Genomic DNA, 22,316 nt, shown 5'->3' on the forward strand with positions numbered 1-22,316 from the left:
CCCGATCATAAATTGTTAGATACTATTATAAGCTTGTTTCTCCCAATTTACTGTGTCCATTTTTTAGACTAACATCAGAGTAATTTTATTTGATGTTTTAACATCTTTATTATTTAGTGATTTATTCATCACAGTTTCCTTGTCGATAATTTCATTAATTTCTGTATTGATTTTTATAATTTTGGTGAAGAAGGAATGATAATTGACATTATTTTTTTTTCCTTTTCTTGATTGATATATCTATAAAGACTTGTTTGGCTTATTCCAGATGCTTTGACAATTCCGTTAATTGAATAATCTTTTGATCTATACATTTTTAAAGCTGTATTTCCGTTATCTGAAGGTGCTTTCGGGCGGTTATCCCTCTCTAATGAGAAGGGCTTTTTTATTATTTTGTTTAACTTAATATCTAAAATGATTTCAATATTTTTAACTTTTTTACATCAAGTTATAGAAGTAATTTATAATATGTTATATAAAAATGGAGGTGTTATATGTCATTACTATTTACTTTATTATCAATCCTAATATTAGTACCTATTTGCGTGGTCTTGCATGAGATTGGTAAAGCAATATTTATTTTAGTTTCTACTAAAGATGTGATTGTAGAAATCTATTCTGGATGGAGCAAAAAAAGTCTATTAAATAATAAAAAAAGTTTTCAAGTCGGAAGAGTTCATTTTTATATTAAATGGGGTTATAACAGTGCATGTTTTTATAAAAATAATGCTGATGAAATGACTAAGTTTAAAATCGTATCCGCTTTACTAGGTGGGCTGATATTTTCATTTATTTTATCCTTAATTACATACTTATTTTTACTAAATCATAGCATAAATGCTGATTTAAATGATTTAATCTCTGATTTTGCTGTTTACAACTTAGTTATTTTTATACTCAATATTATCCCTTATAAATCTAGTTTTTTAGGAACATCTGACGCTTACTCAATTTATAAATTAAGTAGAGGTAGCCGCTAACTTTTTTATAACAAAAGTCCCTCTCAAATGAGAGGTAAGCCAAAGCAGGATTCTAAAAATAAAACATAGAATGGGACCCGTTTGATTTATTTGCTATTTATTGTCCTGATGATGAAATAAATAATTATTAGTATAATATTAAATGGAGTGAAAAAATGAAAATACATTATGAAATTATACCAATTGAAAAAGCTTACTATTGTAAAGAGTTGTGTAATGAACTAATGGCCTTTCAAAAATCAAAGGCAAAAATTACACCAGAATTGTTTGATACTATGAATTTTGAGACAAGAATGCTTCCTTCTATAAATAATGCATTATACAATCAAATCGTGGTTGGAAAAGATGGAGACAAAATAGTTGGTTATGCATATTCAAACATCTCTCCTAAAGAAGCCTACTCAAATAATTTCGCAACTTTTTTCGACCTTTCTTCCATACATAGGAACAATGTAGGGTGTTTATCCCAGTTTTATATTAAAGAAGAATATAGACGATATGGTATTGGTACAATGCTTTTTGATATGTCCATGAATTGGTTGACCCAATTTGATGATATTGAGGATTATTTTATTTTTGTATCAAATGGCAATGATGAGGCTTTAGAATTTTATAAACGTAAAGGTTTTGCTGTCAGCCATAATATCTTGAATGGATTTATAACTGTTTTGCGAAACAAAAGACTACCAGATTGATAGAAATAGCAAGTTTATGAAAAACGATATTTAAGCGGGGGCATTCCCTTAAAAAACTTTGCTTCTGTAGTTTCTTGACCGTATGGTTCAAGAAATCCACCGATTTGGTCTTGCAGCCCGAATCGTTTCTGCATTTGGAACGGAAGCGAACATGACGTGAATTTACTCCGGAAAACCATGAACTGAACTACGTACTGCTTCCCCAGGTTGGTATAATACAACTGCACCGAAAGAGTTGGCAATCGCAGAAGCTTTTTCTCATGACAACAAGAAAGAGACAATAGATCTCATACGTCAAGATTTAGAAAAAGTGGATCTGGTTGTATATTGTTTAACTGCTGGGAAGAAAGTCGATTCTTATACTGGTACTACCCACTACTCGGTGTTAAAAGAGTTTAGTAATGAGTAAATATATTGATAATGAAAAACTTATTTTAAAATAAATTGAAAGTGGCAAGAGCCGAAGAAAAAATATCTCAACAAAAACTAGCTTCCCAAGTAGGTGTCTCCAGAAAAACTATAACTGCAATTGAAACCGGACAATTTAATCTTTCCGCTAAGTTGGCTTTAATTTTATGTATTGCATTAGATACAAAGTTTGAAGACATATTTTATTTTTAATGAACCACATATTTTTATATTAATCCAGCTAATAAGCTAGTTCCTTATTGTGCTAACGGGTGGCTATTCTTCCAGAAGGGAATAGCTTTTTCTTATCGAAATAAAGTGTAGGGTAATGAATATTTAATAAAATAAATCAATACAAGAAACCGAGGATAACGGACAATCGTATTATATAGAGCAAGAATTATTATTGAATATGATGAGGTAATCATGGCAAAGTTTGAAATTAGTTAATGAAAATTTGTTATTTTATGTATAGAACATGGGGGAATAGCTTTGACAAAAGTAAAAGGCATCATTTTAAGTTTGGTGAGTTTGATTGTAATTTTTATTCTTATCATGACTTGGTTTTATCCTTATTCGTTTTTTAGTGTATATAAAAGTGTTACATACACACCTGATCAAATTGTTACAGAACAATATGTTAAAAATTTAAAGGATTTTAAGGAAACTTACAGTAAAACCTTATCAAAAGACCGTTCACAATATATTCTTTCACTTTACGAACAAGATTGGTTAGTCAATAAAGATTCAGTAGAAATGGATGAAAATGCGATTGATTCCATCTTATTTGATGTTAATGAAGCCAAAAACAATTCACTATATTTAATTGCACAAAATGACTATGCAAGTGAACAAAGACAATGTTTAGTTGATAATATTAAAAACTTATTGTCACTTGAAGCTTTTATTATAGAAATGAAAAATAACAGGTTTGAATCGAGAAGTACGATAAACACCGAGTTTCATAATCTGGAATCTGCTTTTACAAATAGTTTTAATATGTTTAAGACGTTCTGTGAACTTTCTCAAACCCAATAATCCTATTACAGTAATTTTGAGTGTACTTACTTATGAAGATAATTTGCCAAGTGTGTAATGTGGAAATTGGATGACTTTTCATCACTAAACGAAAATGGTGAAGCCTATATTCCTAAAGCGGTGCGTTCATGGTTAATCATATTCAACTAACAAATGGTGCTTTGTCAGATAATTAATAAATAAAGAAGAGATGTCCATTAGACCTACAAATAGGTTTAAATTAGACAACTCTTTTTTTACGAAGATTAAATTCGCATCGAATCGTTTCAAATAAAGTATTTTAAGATTCTTCAAGCTTATGAAACTTACCATCTAACGTATTGTAATAGCCAACAACAATTGCTGTCATATTATCTTCGTCGCCGATCCTATAATAAATAATTATGACACCGTTCGTTATAGAAAATCAAAAAAGTCAACTTCCGAATCTGGAAACCTATTTTAATTTATTTAGCAATTATTTATTTTTCCAACCATTTTTTGAATGAACCTGAATTATTTTACTTTCACTCATATACTCAACAGTTTTTCCATCCTCTTTGTACTTAGTTTCTTTATATTTAATCTTTACTGAATCATATTCAGGGTGTCCCATCATATTATAATAGTCATCCAATATAGTCCCTGTTGCCTGTCTAATTTCTTTAAATAGCCATTGAGTTTTCCATTCATACCAATGATCATAGCTACCAGCAAGTACATCCTCTTGCTTATTTATAAGCTGACGAAATTCGTCCATCGTTAATATTTTAGTAACAGTTGATTGTTCCTTCGTCTTGTGAACATAAATTTTGTTACACAAACTTAGAATATTTGGGAAAGTAAATAATATAACCAAAACAATAACAGCAAACGCTAAAATTAGTCTCGTTTTAAGTCGTTTGTTTCTTTCAACTCCATCCATAGTTAGAAGCACTCCTTAAAATATAAGTTTATATCTTTTATGTAGATTAGTTATGTGTGTTTTAAAATCCTTTTTTTTCGAAAAAATTCTATTTGAAATAACGAAAAATAAATAAATTAAAATATATCAAAACTCCCAATTTTTTTATGCGGTTTTTTTTTATGGATAATGGTGAAGAAGATATTAGAACAAAAGGATCCATAATTAATTCATACTATCTCTCAGATGAAAGTATACTAAATGGTTGTTGTGGTTATGACGGTATAAACAAGGTTTGTGTAAATAATAATGATATTGGAAACGAAAATTCGGACGGATGGATGCCACATTTTATAGCATTAGAATCGCATTTTGTTAAATTGGTAAAATAATTAAGAATATGTCTTATTATGCTAATGAGAAGTTTAGTCGAAGAATAAGGTATTCTTGCAAATAATATTTAAAAATGCTATTCTTAAAATGAATTATTTTTGTTCGGTGTAAAGGATAGTATAAGTAAAAACTTTTCGTCTTGATGATCACTGAGAGCAAGGATAGTAATATATTGGTGTGCTAACACACTAGGAGGCAACAAACATGGAAAAAGGTAAAGTAAAATGGTTTAATGGCGAAAAAGGTTTCGGTTTCATCGAACGTGAAGGTGGAGAAGACGTATTCGTTCATTTCTCAGCTATCCAAGGCGAAGGCTACAAAACATTAGAAGAAGGTCAAGAAGTGACTTTTGATGTTGAGCAAGGTCAACGTGGAGCACAAGCAGCTAACGTTCATAAAGCTTAATTATAATGCCAAACTTAGAAAGACTCTTTTATAGAGTCTTTTTTTAGTTCTCGTGAAAAACAAAAATCCCTACTCACTAATGAGTAGGGAACATGAAAACAGTAAAATGGTAAACACATTGTAACATATAATCTGAAGGATTTCTAATTTCCGTCATCTCAACTGAAAGTATTTGCTAAAAATAGGTTTTTCAATCTATAAAATTTCGTATTATCGCTGCCAACAACAATTGCAATCATATTATATTCGGCGCCGATCCTATAATTAACAATTATGACACCATTCATTATAGAAAATCAAAAAAGTCAACTTCCGAATCTGGAAATCTACTTTAATTTATTTAACAATTATTTATTTTTCCAATTTGAATGAACCATTAGTACCGTTTTGAATCTGTTTTTTCTTTCAACTTCATCCATATTTAGAAGCACTCCTTATAATATAAGTTCATATCTTTTACGTAGATTTGTTACGTGTGTTTTTAAAATCCTTTTTTTTTTGAAAAAATTCTAATGAAATAACGAAAATAAATTGAAATCTACTTTCAAAAGGCAGATAAAGAAAGAGTAAATTCAAATTTAAATTCATATGATAAGCACTCGATATATTCATTAAATTTGCAAACAATAAATGCAATAAAGAATTTGCTTAACAACCCCTTCAGATATACTCCTACCGATTATATTAGAGGCAATAAGTGTGTAGTGCCTGGGTTATGGTTGCTAGTTCCAGATGATTGGAAGCGTTATTGAAAATACTTCAGATAAAAAAGAACTAAAAAATTATTAAACTATATGGTGTATTAATCCAAGAAGGATTAATGCTTTTTTTTGTTGAAATTATTGTACTAAAGAGGCAATTTAGTGAAAGTAGAGAGGAGAGAAATTGAACGAAGAAAGAAAGAAAAAGTATTTGCATTTGGTAATAGGTTATTCAGGTCTTATACTCATAGGATTATCCGTACTGAGGTTTATATCTGTTATTCATGCATGATACAGTTGGATATGCATTGACTATGTTTGGCTATTTATTCCTTGTTATGTACTTCCAGTTTGCAGATAACAAGATAGGAGTTACTACAAAGGAAATGATTATATTTAGAATAGGCTTTATAGTAATCTTGGGACTTCTTGCTTTGTTTATATATGAATAGTTTTTGGTCTTGAATTAAAGAGTTCGATAATACAAGAGGGAAAAGGCGTGTTTTAATGGAATTTATTTTAAATAACCTGATTACTTATTAATTTGAAAAGCAGAAATAAATGATAGATTTATTGTTTGTAACTTCTGTAATTAACGGGTGCAAGAATCTAAGTTCCAGCTGCAATTTCGGTGGCTTTTCTTATTGAACTATTTGAGTAGTTTAGTGGAAGAAGAGGTATACCATTTAATTGTTAAAGGAAGTGAAAAAATGTTAATGTATTATGCAATGTTAATTATTGGGGTTTTGTTAATAATAGTGGCAGTATTTAACTTTATTGCTATGTTTAATGAAAAAAAATACACAATTTTAAATGTAAGTAAAATTCTTGTAAGGTTATTAATTGGTGTTTTACTTTTAGCAATTACTCTCCCGAGCCTTAAATATGTTGTGCTAAAGGAATATGATGTCGTAAGTGGTAAATGTGTTATCGAAATAGATTCATCAGGTCGTTCTTCTGAAGCGAACTTTAATATGCTAGATACAGATGAAATATTTAGCTTCAGAGATATTCCAGCACTTGATGCTTATGGAAAGTCAATCCCTTATTATTGTGAGGTGACAGTTACAAAAGACCATAAGTTTGGGGTCAGTTATAAAATATATGATGTCAAAACACAAAAGTTAATATTAAGAAGTAAATAGCTTATTTTTGTAGTTATAAATGTTAAAAAAACGATCTTATTTCTTTTCAATCTTAACGGATATTTCAGTTTTTAAATAAATGATATTCAACGAGACAGTTAAGATGAAGAAGGAAAAGCTTAACCTTTTGGAAATACATCCTATCGTATTGCTTTATTTTCTTTATTTCTTCACTAATGGGTGCTTTTATTTAGGGTAGGGTTTCCATATAAAACCTTAGTTTGGAGGGGAAAATGTTAATTTTAATATTTTCTATAAATATCGTAGGGGCGATTCTGGGAATATTAGGTTTCTTATATCAAAAAAGGTCTATTAATAAATTAGTAAAAAAAGAACAACCAATTGATACAAAGAATAAAATAAACAAGCGTTTAAGGCAAAATGTAATCGGTGCAGGTGCGATGTTATTAGGTTCGTTTTTAGTTCTTATAGCATTAATTTTATCCCTTTTTACCCAATAAGTATGAATGATATTTAAAGAATTTTCTTGAATTAACGGGTAGATAAACGACAAAATCCGCCAGACCTTCAAATAACTTTGGTGTCGTTTGTGATGGGAAAGGTGGTTTTGACTAATAAAAGTCAAACACGAGATATTTATTTTGCGGTAGCATCAACCCGTCGAAAATTTGATTCGTCTATTTAGTGATGCAAAAAAGAATTGTACCTGCACAAGTTGAAGGTTCAATTTCCAATAGGTCGAACAGCAGTATCCAAACATTTATCGGTACTGAAGGATGCCCATCTGGTCTTATCTTGAAAAGTAGGATGAGAGACAGGTTATAGAATCAATCCTGTTCCACTGCGGGAAATTCAAGATTGGGTATCTTATTATCAACAATTCTGGACATACAAAATGGTTGCCTTAAATCGCTATTTAGAGGAGGAGTGTATCAGCTAAATCAATAAAATACAATTGGATAGTTGAGTTCATAGTGTAAACAACATGGGCAATGAATGATATGTTAATCAATCCCCATACAATCGAACTCGAGGAAACATAAAATAGCCCAAGAATAACAGCTTGAATAAGAAATACTATTCTGAGCTTTCCAATTCCGTTATAGTTTACTAATTTCCAGCCAATTAAGGTGCTGAAGATGGATACAGAAAACATAGTACCTCACTTGAGGAAGGGAATGGTAAATCCCGTGGAGCCCGCTTGAGTAATTGAACCGCTGTATACCGAATGGACGTATGGTGGTGTGAGAAGTAGGGGGTTAGTCACCCCCTACTTCTCGATTATCTAGTAACAGCCATTATGAAAAATTATTATATTTTTATTATAAATGTCTCGTCTTTATGGATAAGTTCATGCGATTCTCCATCTAATAATGGAGCTGTTTTAAAGTGAATTTCATTTGGGATGGATGGAAGTTTATCTCCCAAGATCAATCCTATTTCTCCATTCCGTAATTCGCCAGGATGGTAATCGATACGAGAGGCGTCATTTGTCCCCATAAAAGTGTCTTCAGAGGCAATAAAGTTTTGGGAAGGAACGTATAAATAAAAATCATTCCCAAATACAGTCACCATACTAAAAAATTGTACTTCGTTTTTATTTCTATTTTTTATTGTGTATGTAATATCTAAATAGCCAACACTTTTATCGATTTTCCATTTGGAACGATCTATAATTTCATTTGCTTCCTGTAAGCTGTTAGCCTTATATCCTTCATGAAATAGAGATTGAAGAGTGGTTCCAGTATAGGAAGATAGATACTCTTTTGCCTTGTCCGTTAAATCGGTCAATTCAATCCATTTTATTTGTTTTATATATATGTCCATATTAGAAATGACAAAGTGTTTTTGAACGGTGTAGATATTTTTTAATGTAAATGTAGCCCATCCTTTTTGCTGAACTTTTTGCCCCGTATGAACTAATAAGGAATTGCCATCTTTTGTTGTAACAGGAATACGTTCCTTTTGCAGAACTGTATGGACAGGAGGCTGCTTTTTTTTTACTTTTACATCAGTATGTGGTTTGGGCTGTTTTTGCGTAAAAACGAAGTACCCTACGATGATAAAAAGAAGAATGATTGCTAGTATTAATATTATTTTTCCACTTTTTTTCATTGCTCCTCCTCTTAATCTTTAAAACTTTAAAAAAAACACAACACTAAGGAATTCAGATAGAAATCCCTCGTGTTTTTTATAACTTTCACCTATCTATTAAATGAATTAACAATAATGCGACAATCAGATAACCTGTTTTTATTACTTCTGTCAGCATTTTTCGGTATGCCGTTCACGTGAAATGTTGTAGGCACAGTACGATTTTTTACATAAAAGAAATATGGATCCTTTTAAATGATTTCTTTTTCATACTGACTAGAATACATTTGATGAGATAATTGATAAGCTTTCAAGTTATCTAATGTATATGGAAGGAGTGAAAAATCGCCCCAATGATAATGGCCAGGAATAACCATTTTAGCATCAGGATACTTATTCATCAAATTTTGTATCGTAAATGGCCACGCTCCCATATTTGCTTCATCGATGTTATCTACGTTTAGTTGTTCCAGTGCAAAAAACATGTCCCCAAATAAAATCTTATATTGAGGCAACCAAACCGTAATATTATCTTTCGTATGTGCCTCACCCGGATAATATGTTTCGACAATCGTTTTTCCAAGTTTCCGGACGGGGTGATGATCCAAGGTTGGCTTAGGTTCTGGATAACCTGCCGCTTTTGTCATTTTCGCAACAAGGGATGTGCTTTCAACGGGGATTTTAGCCCTTATCAAAGCCCTGATTCCGCCAACTCGGTCAATCTTGTGATGGGTAATAATGGCCCCTTTCACTTTTTGGTGGAAATTTTGTTTGATTAGTTTTAATAACTTATTTGCCAATCGATCATTCCAGGTCGCATCTACTAGATAAAGACCTTTGGATGATCGGATAAGTAATCCATTGGCCGATACCGAATAACCATCAATTTTAGTATAAGTGGTATGTACCCAGATTTTATTATTTATTTTAGTTAACTGAACAGAACCATCTTTATTGCTAATGGCTCTTTTATTGGTCCTTCTTATAGCCTTTTCATTTCTTTTACTTATATTTGCTGCATAAACTTTAATCGATATTCCGGAAAATACTAACGCTCCAACCATCAATATAAAGCTTAATAACAGTAAAAAGTCTTTATGATTGAGTACAGTTGTATGCATGTTAAAGTTCCTCCCTTTCCTATGTCATTTTAGAGCGGGAGGCTTCTACTTTCAATCACATGACGGTAATAAAAAAATAACAATTTCTTATTTTGCATTACAGAATAGCTATTATATGAAAGGATGGCAGCAGTTCGAAAGATTTGTTTATTGCAGGCCGTTCAGTCATTCCTAAGATATTCAAGATTCGAAAACTAATAAATCAAAACAAAGCATTTCATCTACTTCTTAAGAAAAATTTAATAATAATCCTAAATTTATTTAAAAAGTATGAGGTATTCTAGGTACATCTTAATTTTTTGGAGGAAGTAATGAATGAAAAAATGGGGTTTTTACTTGATTTTGATTATGTGCCTCGTCATTTTTATTATGAAATGGGGACCATTTGATCAAGGTAAAAGGGATTCATCTTATAATAGGGAAACTATTGAAAAAGGTTCTTCCGATAATAATAGGAAATCCATCGATAACAGTTCTTCTGAACGAATTAACATTTCTAAAAAACAGGTTTATCAAGGCAATCTATTGTTAGTAAACTCTCAACATCCTGTTCATAAAGATAGTGTAAAATCAGATATAGTTCATTTGAATAATCGTAAAGACTTGGTAAACGGATTTGCGCTTAACGGTACAATTTATTTATCAGAGGATATCGATCATAAATTTTCCGAAATGATCCAAGCAGCTGAAAAAGATGGGGTGAATCACTTTATCATTAATAGTGGTTACCGTGGTTTTGAAGAGCAGGAATCCCTCTATAAAAGTATGGGATCTGATTATGCTTTACCAGCAGGATATAGTGAACATAATCTGGGCCTTTCTCTTGATGTAGGGTCAACGCAACAAAAGATGGAACGAGCTCCTGAAGGCAAATGGATTCAGGAAAATTCATGGAAATATGGATTTATTTTACGTTATCCGCCTGATAAAGCAGATATTACAGGAATTCAATATGAGCCTTGGCACATCCGCTATGTTGGTCTCCCTCATAGCCAGATTATGTACGAAAAAAACTTTACTCTTGAAGAGTATTTGGCATACATAAAAAAACAGAAAGAAATCTCGACATCAGTCGACGGAAAACAATATACCATAGCTTATTACCCAGTTTCTAAAAATATTTCTATCACGGTACCTAAAAAGCATGAGATAGAAATTTCAGGGAACAATGTGGATGGCGTAATTGTGACCATAACAAATTAATGATCCAACTTCTTCAACATACATTTCTTTTGATTTTGCTGTTTCTTATGATGGTAACGTACAATTTAAGTCTCTATCAGCTAACTAAGATACCATTTTCCTATAAGTCCCATGATTCTTTTAAAGAAACGAATTCCTTTTTCAATTTCAGATTCTGATAATCCTCCAAAACCCAGTAAGACTCGGGGCTGAATGTTTTCTTGGGAATGGTGATAATAATATATCGAAACTTATTGAAGTGCTGCCAAAGTTTTTTATATAATCAGATGCTACATGAAATTGTTTAGTATTTACTAGTCATAAATTGTGCTGCAATGATTAGTCTAATCCGTTTATCAATCCTCCAGCCAATAGTGTTAGTAAGGGCATCAAAATCCGAGAGAAGCCGAAGGGGTATTTTTAGAGTGAAAAGTAAAAGAACATCTGGATTGAAAGAACGATTGAGGGACTGTTAAGTGACAATAAATTGTTCCGTTAAAGGGCTAGATTATTGAGGATGTAATTTAGCATTAATAGTGGGGAACCGTATCATCGCTAGTGGTAAAGCAGAGAATTGAACTGAATGTAGAAGCGGCAATGCTAAATTTGCAGATCGCGGCTTAATTTGTTGAGTTACTCGACGCATGTAGCATCTGATGTGACGCCACAAACGTTTGTCAATTCCTCTGTTGATTCACCGACTGGAATGCCCTGCGGCGTCTACGACTTCACGAGCAACCCCCGGCGACGATCGAGTGGGTGTAATGAAAGAAACTCCAAAAACCCACTACATTCTAGGGTTTTTGGAGTTTCTTTTTAGAGTCAACCCTGCACAGGGATGGTCTTCATTTCATAGATTTTTTGGAGAGTAAGGACATGCTTTGTCTTCTCGTCATCGTCCTCTGTGTGGAGGTACCCTTCCACAAGCCTGTACCCGAATACGAGAAGGATCATCTCATAGACGCAATGATAAGCGATATGGGATACATCCGCATACTCCGAAAAGCCTTTATAATACGCGGGGACGCATCGCTGGTAGTATTCGACCATGTGATCGATATCCGCTTCATCCGCAATCAGGCTTGCGAGATCCTCTCCCAAGTAACCCCATCCGGATGTGTCCCAATCGATGAGCGCGATTTTCCCGTCAGCATAGATCAGGTTGGTCACCCAGAAGTCCCGGTGGCATAGCACAAGGGGCAGTCTTTCGATGCGGGCGAGTATCTCGTCTGCGTGCTTATCGATGTCAATGAGCATTTGCCGCACGTGCTGCGGCAATTCGCAGTCTTCCGAGCGTATATAATTGTAGACGACCGGCCATGACCGGTAATGCAGATACGTATTCTTCATGAGATCTGCATGGCTCAGGTTGTTCAGACTCTGCAGCACAGCGGGCCGCTCCGTATACAGTTTGCCTTGGTAGCGTCCTAACTCCAGCGCGACTTGTTCATACATGTCACCGGTCAAGTCTAAACCGGTGACGCCATCGATATATTCCAGCCACAGCTGGAATTCATTTTCTTCGGCATTGATCTCGGCGTGATAACATGTCGGCCAGCGGAAGGCATCCGAGAACGTCGCTCCCAAGTCGGATGCATAGAGATCATATTCCCGGCGCCATGAACCCGGATCTCCGTAACGCTCCCATTTCTTCTGGATTTTCAGCACGATACGGTACGGCAATTTTTCACTATCTGCGGTTTCGGCGATCCCCGTTACTAGGTACACATTTCCCACAGTTCCGCCCTGTAACGGCATGGTTTGGCAGTCGGCAGAGATGATATCCTTCTTGAACCGTCGGCTTAAGGCATAGATCAGCGTTTCTAATTTAATAATCATTTCTTCCATCCCCCGTTTTTCTTCATTTGCTTGCTCCGCATGGCGATTGTTTTGTTTCGAGCCCTCTTGTCGATGAGGTAGCTCGTTTTGTCCTGGACATACTTCTTCTCATGCTGCTGGGCAACATATTGCTCCCACCGTTCAAGCGGCAACGAACCGTCGGCAAGAGCGGCGAGAACGGCACAGCCCGGCTCGGCCTTATGGCGGCAATCCGTAAATCGGCATTGCAGGAACCATTCCTCCACATCGGTAAAGCTCGCGCGTATGCCTTCATCCGCATCAAATAGCCCAAGCTCACGCATACCCGGCGTATCGATGACCATCGTACCGGAGGGGAGCATGAACAACTGACGGTGCGTTGTCGTATGCCGCCCACGGCTGTCGACCTCCCTGATCGCCTGAACCTTCATTACGTCCTGTTCCATCAACGCATTGAGCAGAGACGATTTACCGACGCCGGACATGCCGAGAAAGACGACTGTTTTACCAGGCATCAAGTAGGGATCGAGTTCGTTTAGCCCCTGGCCAGTATGACTGCAGATCGCGTGAACCGGAACATCAGGGATGCTTTGTGTGACTTCTGCGAGCGGGAGATTATAGTCTTCAACGAGATCAGCCTTGGTCAAAATGACAACCGGCTGGCCGCCGCTCTGCCTGGCTTGTGTCAGGTACCGCATGATACGTGAGACGTTGAAATCCCAATTCAGAGAAGAGAGGATGAACACATAGTCAAAGTTGGTTGCAACGACCTGTTCCCGTATGGTTTTGGCGTAGCCTGCGGCATGCCCTGAGTAATCCGCGCGTGAGAATTTAGATCGGCGGGGCAGTACCGTAACGATGAGAGAATCTCCGCTCTCGTTGTAGTGCAGCAAGACAAAGTCACCGACACACGGAAAGTCTACACGCGTTTCCGCGCTGTGATAGAACGTTCCTTTGAGTACCGCCGTTACTTCGCCGCGCTCGGTCACGACCGTGAAGCGCTCGCGCCGAAGCTCCGTCACTCTGCCAGGCAATAATCCGTCGGGTATTGCTTCTATTTCTGTGTAGCCATAGGTTTTCAAATTAATCATGGTTTTTGTTAGCTCCTTTAATGTTGTTTTTTGGACGCAAAAATGCCACGGACAAGCAGCCTCTAAAGAAGCTGCTGTCGCGCGGCATCAGGACGCAAAAAAGATACGACCTTCATCGTATCCTGCAAACAGCAATATTCACGAAAGGTTACTTTGAATGGCATACCAAATAACACGGGCGTTTTTTCGCGTATGCCTACTATTCAGTTTTAAGACCAAACCACCATATAAGTAGTCGCCATTAAAAAACATCTCCCTTCGTGTCAGGAACTTGCTTATCGCTAAGCTGTCTATAGAATAACTTATTTTGGAAAAAGAATCAATACCTGACAGCGCAGATTGTGTCGGCCAGCTCCATCGAACCTGTCGTTGATAAAAAACTGGCGAGCATCATAAGTCAGCGTGAGTGTCTCCTCAATTGTTTGAAGGAAACGGCGTCGATGACGACCTGTTCTTTGACTCGGCGTAATGAAAGACCGTCAGGAGCATTGATTCTATTGGATCAGTTGGTGCAGACCAAGTTTACTTAAACACTAAGAATAGGAACGTATGTTCTTTCTGTAGAGACTTTTGAAAAACCTGAGCTACATTTCCTGTCAGGTATATTTAGTCTACAAGTAAGGAGAGGTAAGGTAAAAAGTTAATAATACAGCATAATTTGCAATTTTCATTGATCTTACGAGCTACTAAAGCAGGCAAATTAAACTTGTCTTACAGTGTGGGGTATGAAAGTAGAAAAGGATGTCCATGGATGACATCCTATTTGTATTGATTTATTTTGTGTAGTTATCGAAGTAACCTTGAATATATACCATTGGTGTTCCTTTGTCTCCACTACCCGAAGTCAAATCAGATAATGATCCAATTAGGTCCGTTAGTTTACGAGGTGTAGTACCTTGTGCTTCCATTGCACCAATTAGGTCTTCTTTTTTAGTCTCGATGTATTCAGAAATAGCCTGTTTTAACTCTTCTCCACGAAGATGAGAGAAGTTGTTATCTGCCAAGTATTTTAATTTCACTTCGTTTGGAGTGCCATTAAGTCCTATGGTGTAAGCAGGTGACACTACTGGATCTGCAAGCTCCCAAATCTTCCCGCTTGGATCTTTGAACGCACCATCACCATAAACCATTACTTCAACAGTTTTACCTGATACTTCTTTGATTTTTGCTTGAATCCCATCAACGATTGGTTGACAGTTGTTTGGAAATAGTTTTACGCTGTCTTCTGTTGCTTTATTTGATCCAAGTAGACCATAAGCTTCATTAAAGCCGCTGCCATTGATTGATTTTGAAAGAATATCATCAAGTCCATATACTTTTTCGGCACCATTGTTTGTTAAGATTCGTTTTGTTCTGAACCGTGAGTGAATATCACACGTTAATACATTCTTTGTATAGTCTAAAATGGTTTTTGGATTGTTTGAGAAAATAACCTCGCAAGTTATACCTTCAGCCTGAACTAGGGATTTATAGTATTCGATGTAATCAACACCTGTAAATGGATGTTGGATAAAACCAAAATGTTCACGGAAATCAGCTTCAGATAATACATCTGTCCATGGATTAATGCCTTTTTCGTCTAGTTCATCGATGTCTACAAGGTGGTTCCCGACTTCATCAGATGGATAGCTTAACATTAAGACTACACTCTTTGCCCCTTTGGCTATACCTTGTAAGCAGTTTGCGAATCGATTACGGCTAAGAATCGGAAAAATGATACCAATTGTTTCGTCACCGAATTTTGCTTTAATATCCGTTGCTATATCATCAATTGTCGCATAGTTTCCTTGCGCACGGGCGACAATAGATTCAGTTATAGTTACTATGTCACGATCTTCTATCGAAAATCCTTCGCTTTTTGCTGCATTTATTACTGTATCAACTACGATTTGTTCGATATTATCTCCTTGGTTGATGATGGGACCGCGAAGTCCGCGAACTACTGTTCCAACAGCTCTTGTCAAATTAATCTCTCCTCTAATCGAGTACACTTTATATAAAAAGTACTTATGTTCAAACACTATATGTTTACTATACCTTTCTAAAGTGATATAAGTGAAGTTAATATATATTATATCCTATATAAGGGGAGCTTATATGATTGGGAAATTGGATTTATATCGTATATTTAATGTCGTTAGCCGAAATAAAAGTTTTTCTAAAGCAGCACAGGAATTATATATGACACAATCTGCGGTCAGTCAAGCTATTATGAAGCTTGAGAATGAATTAGAAATACAACTTTTCTATCGATCATCAAAGGGCATAATATTGACAAATGAAGGGGAATTATTAAATGAGCATATTAATTCAGCTTTAGGAATGATCAACGTCGGAGAAGAAAAAATATTAGAATTTAAAACATTAAAGACAGGACAATTACGTATTGGGGTTGGCGATACTATCTCTCGCTATTTTTTATTACCTTATTTGGAGGAATTTCATGCAAAATACCCCGGAATCAAATTGAATATATTAAATGGAACCACAACAGAAATCTGTGATTTTATTAAATCCGGAAAGGCAGATGTGGGGATATGTAATTTGCCAATTTATGACGACCACCTTCAAGTTATACCGTGTAAGGAGATTCAGGATATTTTTGTCTGTGGAGAAAAATTTAAAAAATTAACGAATAAACCGGTTAGTTTAGATTATTTAATGAGAATGCCACTAATTTTTTTAGAAAAGAAATCGAATTCACGAATGTTTGTAGAAAATTTCCTTAAAAAAAGGGGCTTTCATGTTTCACCAGTGTTTGAACTTGGATCATATGATTTAGTTTTAGAATTTACAAAAATAAATTTAGGTATTTCTTGTGTCATAAAAGAGTTTTCAAGGGATTATTTAGAAAGAGGAGATTTATACGAGATAAGGCTAGAAGAGGAAATCCCAAAAAGGAGTATTGGCATATGCTATTTAAAAAATGTTCCGTTATCGCGTGCTGTGAAGAAGTTTGTAGAAAGTATAAATATAGTTTGAAGCAGTAAGAACTCATTTAGATGCACCAGTAAACCCAGGTCCAACAGATTCTAATTGGATGACGGATGATATAAGAAAATATCTTCAACCTAAATTCTTAATGGGACGTATTGGACTGCCGGAAGATGCTGCGCGCATTATAGCATTTCTTGCTAGTGAAGATGCAAATTGGATAACTGGACAGGTTATCCATTCTGAAGGTGGATTTTATCGAAGTTAAAATGATAGAAATTAGTTGGTTAGCAACTAAATAGGGTGTTTGAGTTAAAAAATTGGTCGCCATTTTGGCGGCTTTTCTTATTTAACTAACTTTAACGATGTATACCATTAGTTCTTTACCAAAATTTATTCTGCTTGAGTGTAGTTGCTATTAAAAAAGTATTAATTTTTCCCCTTGACTTGAAATGCATTTCATAAATTAGAGTGAAAGTAAGCTTATTTTCAACTAAAGGAGGAAGAAAGATGAATAGAAAAATTACTCTGCAACAAGATGAAAGAATACTATCTACCGTTACCGGATTATTTGAAAGCTTTGATGGAATTCAAAATCTCTACTTTGGAGATTTGCATTTAACCAACAAAAGAATATGGTTAGTAAGTAATAGACTAATAAATGTGGAGGAATCTTTATGGTTTGAAGAAGAAATGAGAAATATCGGTCATTCTTCACTCATTGTAGGAAAACATAGGATTAAGGTAATATGGACATACAATGGGAACCTCCTTAATTTTATGAATGCATTTCAACAATTAAGTGTGAATGCGTAGGTTTCCTTGATTTTAAATATATGTAGGAGCTATGTTATGACAAATATTCATGATATTGCTAAATTAGCAGGTGTATCCGTCTCTACTGTTTCTAGAGTCCTTAACAACTTTAAGTATGTTGCTAGCGATAAAAGAGAGTCTGTATTAAAAGTCATTGAAGAAACGAAATATACGCCAAATAAAAATGCGATTGATTTAATTCGCGGAGAAACAAGAACGATAGGCGTTATTCTCCCATATAACAACAACCCTGCATTCGATCAGCTATTAAACGGTATTCTAAATAAGGCTTTAGAAAATGATTTTTTGATAACAGTACTTCCTTCAAAATATAGTAAAGAAAAGGAAATGGAATACTTGCAAAAATTAAAAAGCAAGCTGTTTGACGGCATCATTATTACTTCAAGATCGAATGATTGGGAAACGATTATTCCGTTTAGCGATTACGGTTCCATCATATCTTGTGAATATACTAAGCACACGGAAATTGGTTGTTCTTATATGGATCGGTATTCTTCATTTCTAGATACCTTTCAATTATTAAAAAACAAAGGGCATAGTAAGGTAGCTTTCACAACAGCTAGACGAGAAAGTCATAGTACGAAGCAAATGATTGATGCTTATCATGAGATTTTCGGTGAATTTCCACCTGGGTATCATATTTCAGATTGCCAATGCTTAGAAGACGGATTTGAAGCGGCGCAACAATTCTTGCAGCTGCCCGAAAAACCAACAGCCATTTATGCGAATGGAGATGAAGTGGCTTGTGGTATGTATTTATATGCTAAGTCGCAACAAATGAAGGTTCCTGCCGATTTAGCGATTATTGGTCAAGAAAATCAACCAGTTGGAATCGGCTTGGGACTAACTACAGTTGATCACCAGTTAACGAAAGTCGGTGAACAAGCTTGTAGCCTAGTGATACAGAAATCAAGAGAAAAAGTGAAAATACCATATCATATTGTGGAAAGAGATTCAGTATGAATCCCCTTTTGCCTAATTAATTTTTGTATTTAGCTAGAAAACTAGGAGGAATCTTATTATGTTTACTACTGTTATATTTGACATAGACGGAACCATTCTTGATACGGAGGAAGCCATTTTAAAATCATTGCAACGTACGCTTAAAGAAGAAGTAAACCTTGAATATGAAAAAGAAGAATTAACGTTTGTTTTAGGCATCCCCGGAAAAGATGCATTAAGGAAACTAAATATATCAGATATTGAAAGAATTCTATCTATATGGTCAGATGTCATGATTTCATATATGGATGATATAAAGGTATTTGAACAAGTAGAAGAAGTCGTTAATCAATTGGTAAGTAAACAAATTAGGCTAGGGATTGTTACTTCCAAAACAAATCAAGAAATGATAAATGAATTCGATCAGTATGGATTAAATGACTATTTTTCTGAAATCATAACGGCATCACATACGGAAAATCATAAACCTCATCCAGAACCTCTCTTAACTTGTTTGAAAAACTTAGCAGAAGATAAAAAAAGCGCTATATATATAGGTGATTCTATTTATGATTTACAATGTGCCAAAAGTGCTGGAGTCAAATTTGCACTCGCCTCATGGGGAAGTAAAACATTAAAAGGATTTGAAGAAGCTGACTACATATTAAATGAGCCAAAGGATCTTTTAAAACTAATCTAGTAGTTGTTTAAAAGAATATGGGAACGGGATACACAACGAGAATTGAAAAATATTAATATACACTCAAATTGAACTAACGGTGGCGTTGATCGAAGAAGGATTAACGCTTTTTTTGTTGAAGATATTAAGTAAACTGGCCAGGTAACTTGAAGAAGGAGTAAGAGGTACCAAAAAAAGGGGAGTTTATGGATGATAATATTAGAAAAAAACCCAGAAGGAAAAGTGTATAGCGATTTATTGGAGTTATCTTTTGAAATTTGCGATTCTTTTCAGTTAGTTTTACGAAAAGATATGATGGATGACGTAGAACTTGCAATGGAGCACTATAAGTCATTTTTAAAAAAATTAGAGAGTTCATTGAAGGAAGAATCTGAATGGGCAAGCACAAAGTTATTAGATTCAACAGCTTTTGTCTATTACTATTATACAACGGAAAAAGCGAAAGAAACTTTAAAAGAGCTATCAAAGTCACTTTTTGATTGGGTATCACCAGAATTGCCGGAAGACCTATCTTTTTATAAAGAAGGAAAGGTTTGGTTAGCTACATCATCACACGAAGGAGAGTGTTGTATTTTTCCTGAACATTTTCCGAATAGTGAGGATATGATTAGGCGGATTTCTAATATTAAGGGATTAAAAATAAGGATCGATCAGAGTTAATCAATAGAATCATCATCGTTTGTCATATTCAGCAGACGGGTGCATTTATTAAATTAAGAGAAAGCAAAAGAGGGCTAGAAATGGAGCAGTTGGATTTGTTGAAAGATAAAGGCATCAATTGTATCGAGTTAAAAAATAAAGGACAAGAACTTCGAAAGCGATGGGGAGAAGCATTTACCAAAGATCTTTCTAAGAATCAAAAACGACAAATTGATTATGGTCGTTGCCTATGGCATGTATTTAGTAGTAAAGTTCTTTCGTGTAAAAAGGGGGGAAGGGCAAGAAATGCATTCGATTCAATTATGAAAGATGAGTGCTATATTTTTTATCAAGAATATAAGAATGCAATAATTCTTGAAAATGCCAGCAGTTTAAAATCCGACGACATCATTAATGGAATTGAAGGATATACACATGATGTTTATGTGGTCGATAAAGATTTTTCTTGGACGTATATCCAAACCCATGAAGAGGAAGAGGGACCTTATTTTTATCAACCGGTTTTAGATCCAGTTTTCTTCAAGTAACGGGAGGCATTACTTTAACAAAGGATGCTGTTGAATCGTCAGTTCACTTAAAGAAGGATTTCGTAATTCAAGCATAGAATAATAAATGTATATGAAAGATTTTTCTTTAGGAGATACAAAGTAATGAAACCATTATATAAGTTTTTTCTGAATTTTTTAGTTTTCTTTATGGTAGGTTTAATATCTAACGCTATTTTTAAACATAATCTAAACATCATTACACCCTTTTCAGTGGCATTAGGACTCTCTTCAGGTCTTGTTTTTTGGGGTAAAAAAGTCAAAACAAAGTGATTTATTATTTAGCTAACAGGTGCTATTCTTCCAAAAGGAGAATAGCTTTTTTTTATATCGAAAAAAAGTAGGGTTAATTAATATTCAATAAAATATTTCCATACAAGAAACCGAGGATAATGAACATACGTATTATAAGAGTAAAAATTATTATGGGATAGGATGAGGTACTCATGGCAAAGTATGAAAATACAATTATTGGTGAATTTGAGGAAGTGGTTAATTTATTGGAAAACGATATTGGTAATAGTGGAGTAAGTATGAAATTAGTCGATGAAAGCAACTACACTATTGGAGATACTAAAATAGCAGTTCGAGTTTATGATAAATACTTTATGAGAAATGGAAACAGAGCAAGTTTGAGCCTTACTGTAGTAGGTCATAACAGTGATATTTTTATTTCAGCAATTGGTGCTGGTGGGGGTCAAGGTGTTTTTTTAAACTTTAGTCTTGGCGCAGAAGAGGATATGGTGGCAATTGTGCAAAAAAGTATAGAACAAATAGAATAATACTAAATTTTATTTTTAGTCGCAGTTTCCTCATAATGCAAGTATATTTCATTGCGAACCACTACTTAATTGTGTAAAGATGAACCTAAATTAACGGGTACAAGGCTTGAAGGAGCGGCGTACATCTCCAATATGACCCATATGTAATTTAACTTGAAGCTGATATGCTTTTAATGTTTGTTATGTGAATCCGTCAATTCGTTTGCCCGATTCATACCTTTTCCATGCTTATGATAATAACAAAATACATATCTCCATAAAAATTTCCTTTTTTAAAGGAATTATTGACTGGATTCTCGAAATTGAAACGGAGAAGACTATTCAACTATCGAAGCAGGAAATTGTTATTACTTCTTGAATATCTTATTTAATCGAGAAATTAAAGAAATTAGAGAAAGGAGCGAGTTTATTATGATAAAAGGTGTCGGGGGAATATTTTGGAGGACTAAAAATCTAGATGCTATAAAAAAATGGTACAGTGAAGTATTGAAGATTGAAATAGATAATTGGAATGGGACTATTATTAAACCCCATTCAGAAAATGAAACTATCTTTTCTTTCTTTACTGAAGATGACCCTTACTTCCCAACCGAACAGCAAGTGATGTTAAATTTCCAAGTATATGATCTAAACGAGACTATTAAGCATCTTGAACAAATTGGTGTACCTCTTGAAAAGGAACAACAGATAAGTGAATTTGGTAAGTTTATTTGGATTAAAGATCCTGAAGGTAGACTGATTGAGCTATGGGAGAAATAACGGGTTGTAATTATTCATATTTTGTTGAATAGATGGGGTTTTAGCGAAAAAGGAGTTGTAGTTGCTGCTCCTTTTTCTTGTTCCACTAACAGAGCAGTTTTGTTCAAGAAGAATTTTGATACTATGTCAAGAAAATGGACAAATCAAATTGAGATTTTTAACAATTCCCTACCGCGCCTTCGCTTGCTGGCCTCGATATAAAAGTAAGGGATTTTCCCTTACCTTTATATCGAGGTAACGGC

23 protein-coding genes and 4 pseudogenes are annotated in these 22,316 nt (G+C 34.6%); 20 read left to right on the forward strand and 7 right to left on the reverse strand.

Annotated features, from left to right (window positions below; genetic code table 11):
* Window positions 1-173 precede the first annotated feature (173 nt).
* Entirely contained in the window at window positions 174-425 is a 252-nt protein-coding gene (locus AC3WJF_RS20840; protein WP_492455689.1) for a helix-turn-helix domain-containing protein, read from the reverse strand.
* 69 nt (window positions 426-494) lie between these two features.
* Here AC3WJF_RS20840 and AC3WJF_RS20845 point away from each other — a divergent pair, with 69 nt between their 5' ends.
* The 5 genes and pseudogenes from AC3WJF_RS20845 (at window position 495) to AC3WJF_RS20865 (ending at window position 3,121) form a co-directional block, all read left to right on the forward strand.
* Entirely contained in the window at window positions 495-980 is a 486-nt protein-coding gene (locus tag AC3WJF_RS20845; RefSeq protein WP_492455649.1) for a hypothetical protein, read from the forward strand.
* A 155-nt stretch (window positions 981-1,135) separates the two neighbouring features.
* The gene (locus tag AC3WJF_RS20850) at window positions 1,136-1,675 is read left to right on the forward strand and encodes a GNAT family N-acetyltransferase (protein WP_492455651.1); all 540 of its coding nucleotides are present in this window, start codon (window positions 1,136-1,138) and stop codon (window positions 1,673-1,675) included.
* Window positions 1,676-1,877: 202 nt separating this feature from the next.
* Window positions 1,878-2,084: pseudogene (locus tag AC3WJF_RS20855) on the forward strand (bifunctional NADH-specific enoyl-ACP reductase/trans-2-enoyl-CoA reductase); the annotation flags it as partial.
* Window positions 2,077-2,296: pseudogene (locus AC3WJF_RS20860) on the forward strand (helix-turn-helix transcriptional regulator). The pseudogenes AC3WJF_RS20855 and AC3WJF_RS20860, both read left to right, overlap by 8 nt.
* A gap of 279 nt (window positions 2,297-2,575) precedes the next feature.
* Window positions 2,576-3,121: a hypothetical protein gene (locus AC3WJF_RS20865; protein ID WP_492455653.1), complete on the forward strand. Its 546-nt coding sequence runs from the start codon at window positions 2,576-2,578 to the stop codon at window positions 3,119-3,121.
* Window positions 3,122-3,578: 457 nt separating this feature from the next.
* Here the strand turns inward: AC3WJF_RS20865 and AC3WJF_RS20870 are convergent, their stop codons facing one another.
* Complete coding sequence (locus AC3WJF_RS20870) at window positions 3,579-4,025, reverse strand: hypothetical protein (RefSeq protein ID WP_492455655.1); 447 nt, start codon at window positions 4,023-4,025, stop codon at window positions 3,579-3,581.
* A gap of 161 nt (window positions 4,026-4,186) precedes the next feature.
* Here AC3WJF_RS20870 and AC3WJF_RS20875 point away from each other — a divergent pair, with 161 nt between their 5' ends.
* From AC3WJF_RS20875 to AC3WJF_RS20895, 5 genes and pseudogenes are all read left to right on the forward strand, one after another.
* Entirely contained in the window at window positions 4,187-4,396 is a 210-nt protein-coding gene (locus tag AC3WJF_RS20875; RefSeq protein ID WP_492455656.1) for a hypothetical protein, read from the forward strand.
* Between the two features lie 205 nt (window positions 4,397-4,601).
* Window positions 4,602-4,802, forward strand: coding sequence for a cold-shock protein (locus AC3WJF_RS20880; protein WP_057775982.1), 201 nt, complete (start codon window positions 4,602-4,604; stop codon window positions 4,800-4,802).
* 1,345 nt (window positions 4,803-6,147) lie between these two features.
* A complete protein-coding gene (locus AC3WJF_RS20885) occupies window positions 6,148-6,648 on the forward strand; it encodes a hypothetical protein (protein ID WP_492455658.1) in 501 nt (166 codons plus the stop codon).
* A gap of 233 nt (window positions 6,649-6,881) precedes the next feature.
* Window positions 6,882-7,109 carry a hypothetical protein gene (locus AC3WJF_RS20890; RefSeq protein WP_492455660.1) on the forward strand — a complete coding sequence of 76 codons (228 nt, stop codon included), beginning with the start codon at window positions 6,882-6,884 and terminating at the stop codon, window positions 7,107-7,109.
* 107 nt (window positions 7,110-7,216) lie between these two features.
* Window positions 7,217-7,549, forward strand: a pseudogene (locus tag AC3WJF_RS20895) (ArsR/SmtB family transcription factor).
* 371 nt (window positions 7,550-7,920) lie between these two features.
* On the opposite strand, the gene AC3WJF_RS20900 reads toward AC3WJF_RS20895, so the two are convergent.
* Together AC3WJF_RS20900 and bla are read right to left on the reverse strand one after the other, a co-directional pair.
* Window positions 7,921-8,724, reverse strand: coding sequence for a hypothetical protein (locus tag AC3WJF_RS20900; protein ID WP_492455662.1), 804 nt, complete (start codon window positions 8,722-8,724; stop codon window positions 7,921-7,923).
* Window positions 8,725-8,954: 230 nt separating this feature from the next.
* On the reverse strand, window positions 8,955-9,824 hold the full coding sequence (gene bla / locus AC3WJF_RS20905) for a subclass B1 metallo-beta-lactamase (RefSeq protein ID WP_492455664.1): 870 nt from the start codon (window positions 9,822-9,824) through the stop codon (window positions 8,955-8,957).
* Between the two features lie 315 nt (window positions 9,825-10,139).
* Between bla and AC3WJF_RS20910 the strand changes: the two genes are divergently transcribed.
* The gene (locus AC3WJF_RS20910) at window positions 10,140-11,027 is read left to right on the forward strand and encodes a M15 family metallopeptidase (protein ID WP_492455666.1); all 888 of its coding nucleotides are present in this window, start codon (window positions 10,140-10,142) and stop codon (window positions 11,025-11,027) included.
* Window positions 11,028-11,828: 801 nt separating this feature from the next.
* Here AC3WJF_RS20910 and AC3WJF_RS20915 read toward each other — a convergent pair.
* The 3 genes from AC3WJF_RS20915 to AC3WJF_RS20925 all read right to left on the reverse strand — a co-directional run bounded on the left by AC3WJF_RS20915 (window position 11,829) and on the right by AC3WJF_RS20925 (window position 15,879).
* On the reverse strand, window positions 11,829-12,845 hold the full coding sequence (locus AC3WJF_RS20915; RefSeq protein ID WP_492455668.1) for a phosphotransferase: 1,017 nt from the start codon (window positions 12,843-12,845) through the stop codon (window positions 11,829-11,831).
* A complete protein-coding gene (rsgA, locus tag AC3WJF_RS20920; protein WP_492455669.1) occupies window positions 12,842-13,915 on the reverse strand; it encodes a ribosome small subunit-dependent GTPase A in 1,074 nt (357 codons plus the stop codon). Before rsgA ends, AC3WJF_RS20915 begins: the two co-directional genes overlap by 4 nt.
* Before the next feature lie 773 nt (window positions 13,916-14,688).
* The gene (locus AC3WJF_RS20925) at window positions 14,689-15,879 is read right to left on the reverse strand and encodes a coenzyme F420-0:L-glutamate ligase (RefSeq protein ID WP_492455671.1); all 1,191 of its coding nucleotides are present in this window, start codon (window positions 15,877-15,879) and stop codon (window positions 14,689-14,691) included.
* A 133-nt stretch (window positions 15,880-16,012) separates the two neighbouring features.
* Between AC3WJF_RS20925 and AC3WJF_RS20930 the strand changes: the two genes are divergently transcribed.
* From AC3WJF_RS20930 to AC3WJF_RS20970, 9 genes and pseudogenes are all read left to right on the forward strand, one after another.
* Entirely contained in the window at window positions 16,013-16,897 is an 885-nt protein-coding gene (locus tag AC3WJF_RS20930) for a LysR family transcriptional regulator (protein ID WP_492455673.1), read from the forward strand.
* Between the two features lie 28 nt (window positions 16,898-16,925).
* Window positions 16,926-17,117: pseudogene (locus AC3WJF_RS20935) on the forward strand (SDR family oxidoreductase); the annotation flags it as partial.
* A 242-nt stretch (window positions 17,118-17,359) separates the two neighbouring features.
* On the forward strand, window positions 17,360-17,665 hold the full coding sequence (locus AC3WJF_RS20940; protein WP_492455675.1) for a hypothetical protein: 306 nt from the start codon (window positions 17,360-17,362) through the stop codon (window positions 17,663-17,665).
* Window positions 17,666-17,701: 36 nt separating this feature from the next.
* Entirely contained in the window at window positions 17,702-18,649 is a 948-nt protein-coding gene (locus AC3WJF_RS20945; protein ID WP_492455677.1) for a LacI family DNA-binding transcriptional regulator, read from the forward strand.
* A 58-nt stretch (window positions 18,650-18,707) separates the two neighbouring features.
* A complete protein-coding gene (locus AC3WJF_RS20950) occupies window positions 18,708-19,328 on the forward strand; it encodes an HAD family hydrolase (RefSeq protein WP_492455679.1) in 621 nt (206 codons plus the stop codon).
* 189 nt (window positions 19,329-19,517) lie between these two features.
* Window positions 19,518-19,988 carry a stage III sporulation protein AH gene (locus tag AC3WJF_RS20955; protein ID WP_492455681.1) on the forward strand — a complete coding sequence of 157 codons (471 nt, stop codon included), beginning with the start codon at window positions 19,518-19,520 and terminating at the stop codon, window positions 19,986-19,988.
* Between the two features lie 80 nt (window positions 19,989-20,068).
* Entirely contained in the window at window positions 20,069-20,515 is a 447-nt protein-coding gene (locus tag AC3WJF_RS20960; protein WP_492455683.1) for a DUF4275 family protein, read from the forward strand.
* A 464-nt stretch (window positions 20,516-20,979) separates the two neighbouring features.
* Window positions 20,980-21,315, forward strand: coding sequence for a DUF6054 family protein (locus AC3WJF_RS20965; protein WP_492455685.1), 336 nt, complete (start codon window positions 20,980-20,982; stop codon window positions 21,313-21,315).
* A 411-nt stretch (window positions 21,316-21,726) separates the two neighbouring features.
* On the forward strand, window positions 21,727-22,074 hold the full coding sequence (locus AC3WJF_RS20970) for a VOC family protein (protein WP_492455687.1): 348 nt from the start codon (window positions 21,727-21,729) through the stop codon (window positions 22,072-22,074).
* The last annotated feature ends 242 nt before the right edge of the window (window positions 22,075-22,316 follow it).

This window comes from Heyndrickxia sp. FW510-T9 (assembly GCF_058781025.1).

Bases quoted from the DNA above. Each gene is read 5' to 3' on its own strand.
- AC3WJF_RS20845 (WP_492455649.1), top strand. From the start codon at position 495: ATGTCATTACTATTTACTTTATTATCAATCCTAATATTAGTACCTATT.
- AC3WJF_RS20850 (WP_492455651.1), top strand. From the start codon at position 1,136: ATGAAAATACATTATGAAATTATACCAATTGAAAAAGCTTACTATTGT.
- AC3WJF_RS20870 (WP_492455655.1), bottom strand. From the start codon at position 4,025: ATGGATGGAGTTGAAAGAAACAAACGACTTAAAACGAGACTAATTTTA.
- AC3WJF_RS20875 (WP_492455656.1), top strand. From the start codon at position 4,187: ATGGATAATGGTGAAGAAGATATTAGAACAAAAGGATCCATAATTAAT.
- AC3WJF_RS20880 (WP_057775982.1), top strand. From the start codon at position 4,602: ATGGAAAAAGGTAAAGTAAAATGGTTTAATGGCGAAAAAGGTTTCGGT.
- AC3WJF_RS20890 (WP_492455660.1), top strand. From the start codon at position 6,882: ATGTTAATTTTAATATTTTCTATAAATATCGTAGGGGCGATTCTGGGA.
- AC3WJF_RS20900 (WP_492455662.1), bottom strand. From the start codon at position 8,724: ATGAAAAAAAGTGGAAAAATAATATTAATACTAGCAATCATTCTTCTT.
- bla (WP_492455664.1), bottom strand. From the start codon at position 9,824: ATGCATACAACTGTACTCAATCATAAAGACTTTTTACTGTTATTAAGC.
- AC3WJF_RS20910 (WP_492455666.1), top strand. From the start codon at position 10,140: ATGAAAAAATGGGGTTTTTACTTGATTTTGATTATGTGCCTCGTCATT.
- AC3WJF_RS20915 (WP_492455668.1), bottom strand. From the start codon at position 12,845: ATGATTATTAAATTAGAAACGCTGATCTATGCCTTAAGCCGACGGTTC.
- rsgA (WP_492455669.1), bottom strand. From the start codon at position 13,915: ATGATTAATTTGAAAACCTATGGCTACACAGAAATAGAAGCAATACCC.
- AC3WJF_RS20930 (WP_492455673.1), top strand. From the start codon at position 16,013: ATGATTGGGAAATTGGATTTATATCGTATATTTAATGTCGTTAGCCGA.
- AC3WJF_RS20940 (WP_492455675.1), top strand. From the start codon at position 17,360: ATGAATAGAAAAATTACTCTGCAACAAGATGAAAGAATACTATCTACC.
- AC3WJF_RS20945 (WP_492455677.1), top strand. From the start codon at position 17,702: ATGACAAATATTCATGATATTGCTAAATTAGCAGGTGTATCCGTCTCT.
- AC3WJF_RS20950 (WP_492455679.1), top strand. From the start codon at position 18,708: ATGTTTACTACTGTTATATTTGACATAGACGGAACCATTCTTGATACG.
- AC3WJF_RS20955 (WP_492455681.1), top strand. From the start codon at position 19,518: ATGATAATATTAGAAAAAAACCCAGAAGGAAAAGTGTATAGCGATTTA.
- AC3WJF_RS20960 (WP_492455683.1), top strand. From the start codon at position 20,069: ATGGAGCAGTTGGATTTGTTGAAAGATAAAGGCATCAATTGTATCGAG.
- AC3WJF_RS20965 (WP_492455685.1), top strand. From the start codon at position 20,980: ATGGCAAAGTATGAAAATACAATTATTGGTGAATTTGAGGAAGTGGTT.
- AC3WJF_RS20970 (WP_492455687.1), top strand. From the start codon at position 21,727: ATGATAAAAGGTGTCGGGGGAATATTTTGGAGGACTAAAAATCTAGAT.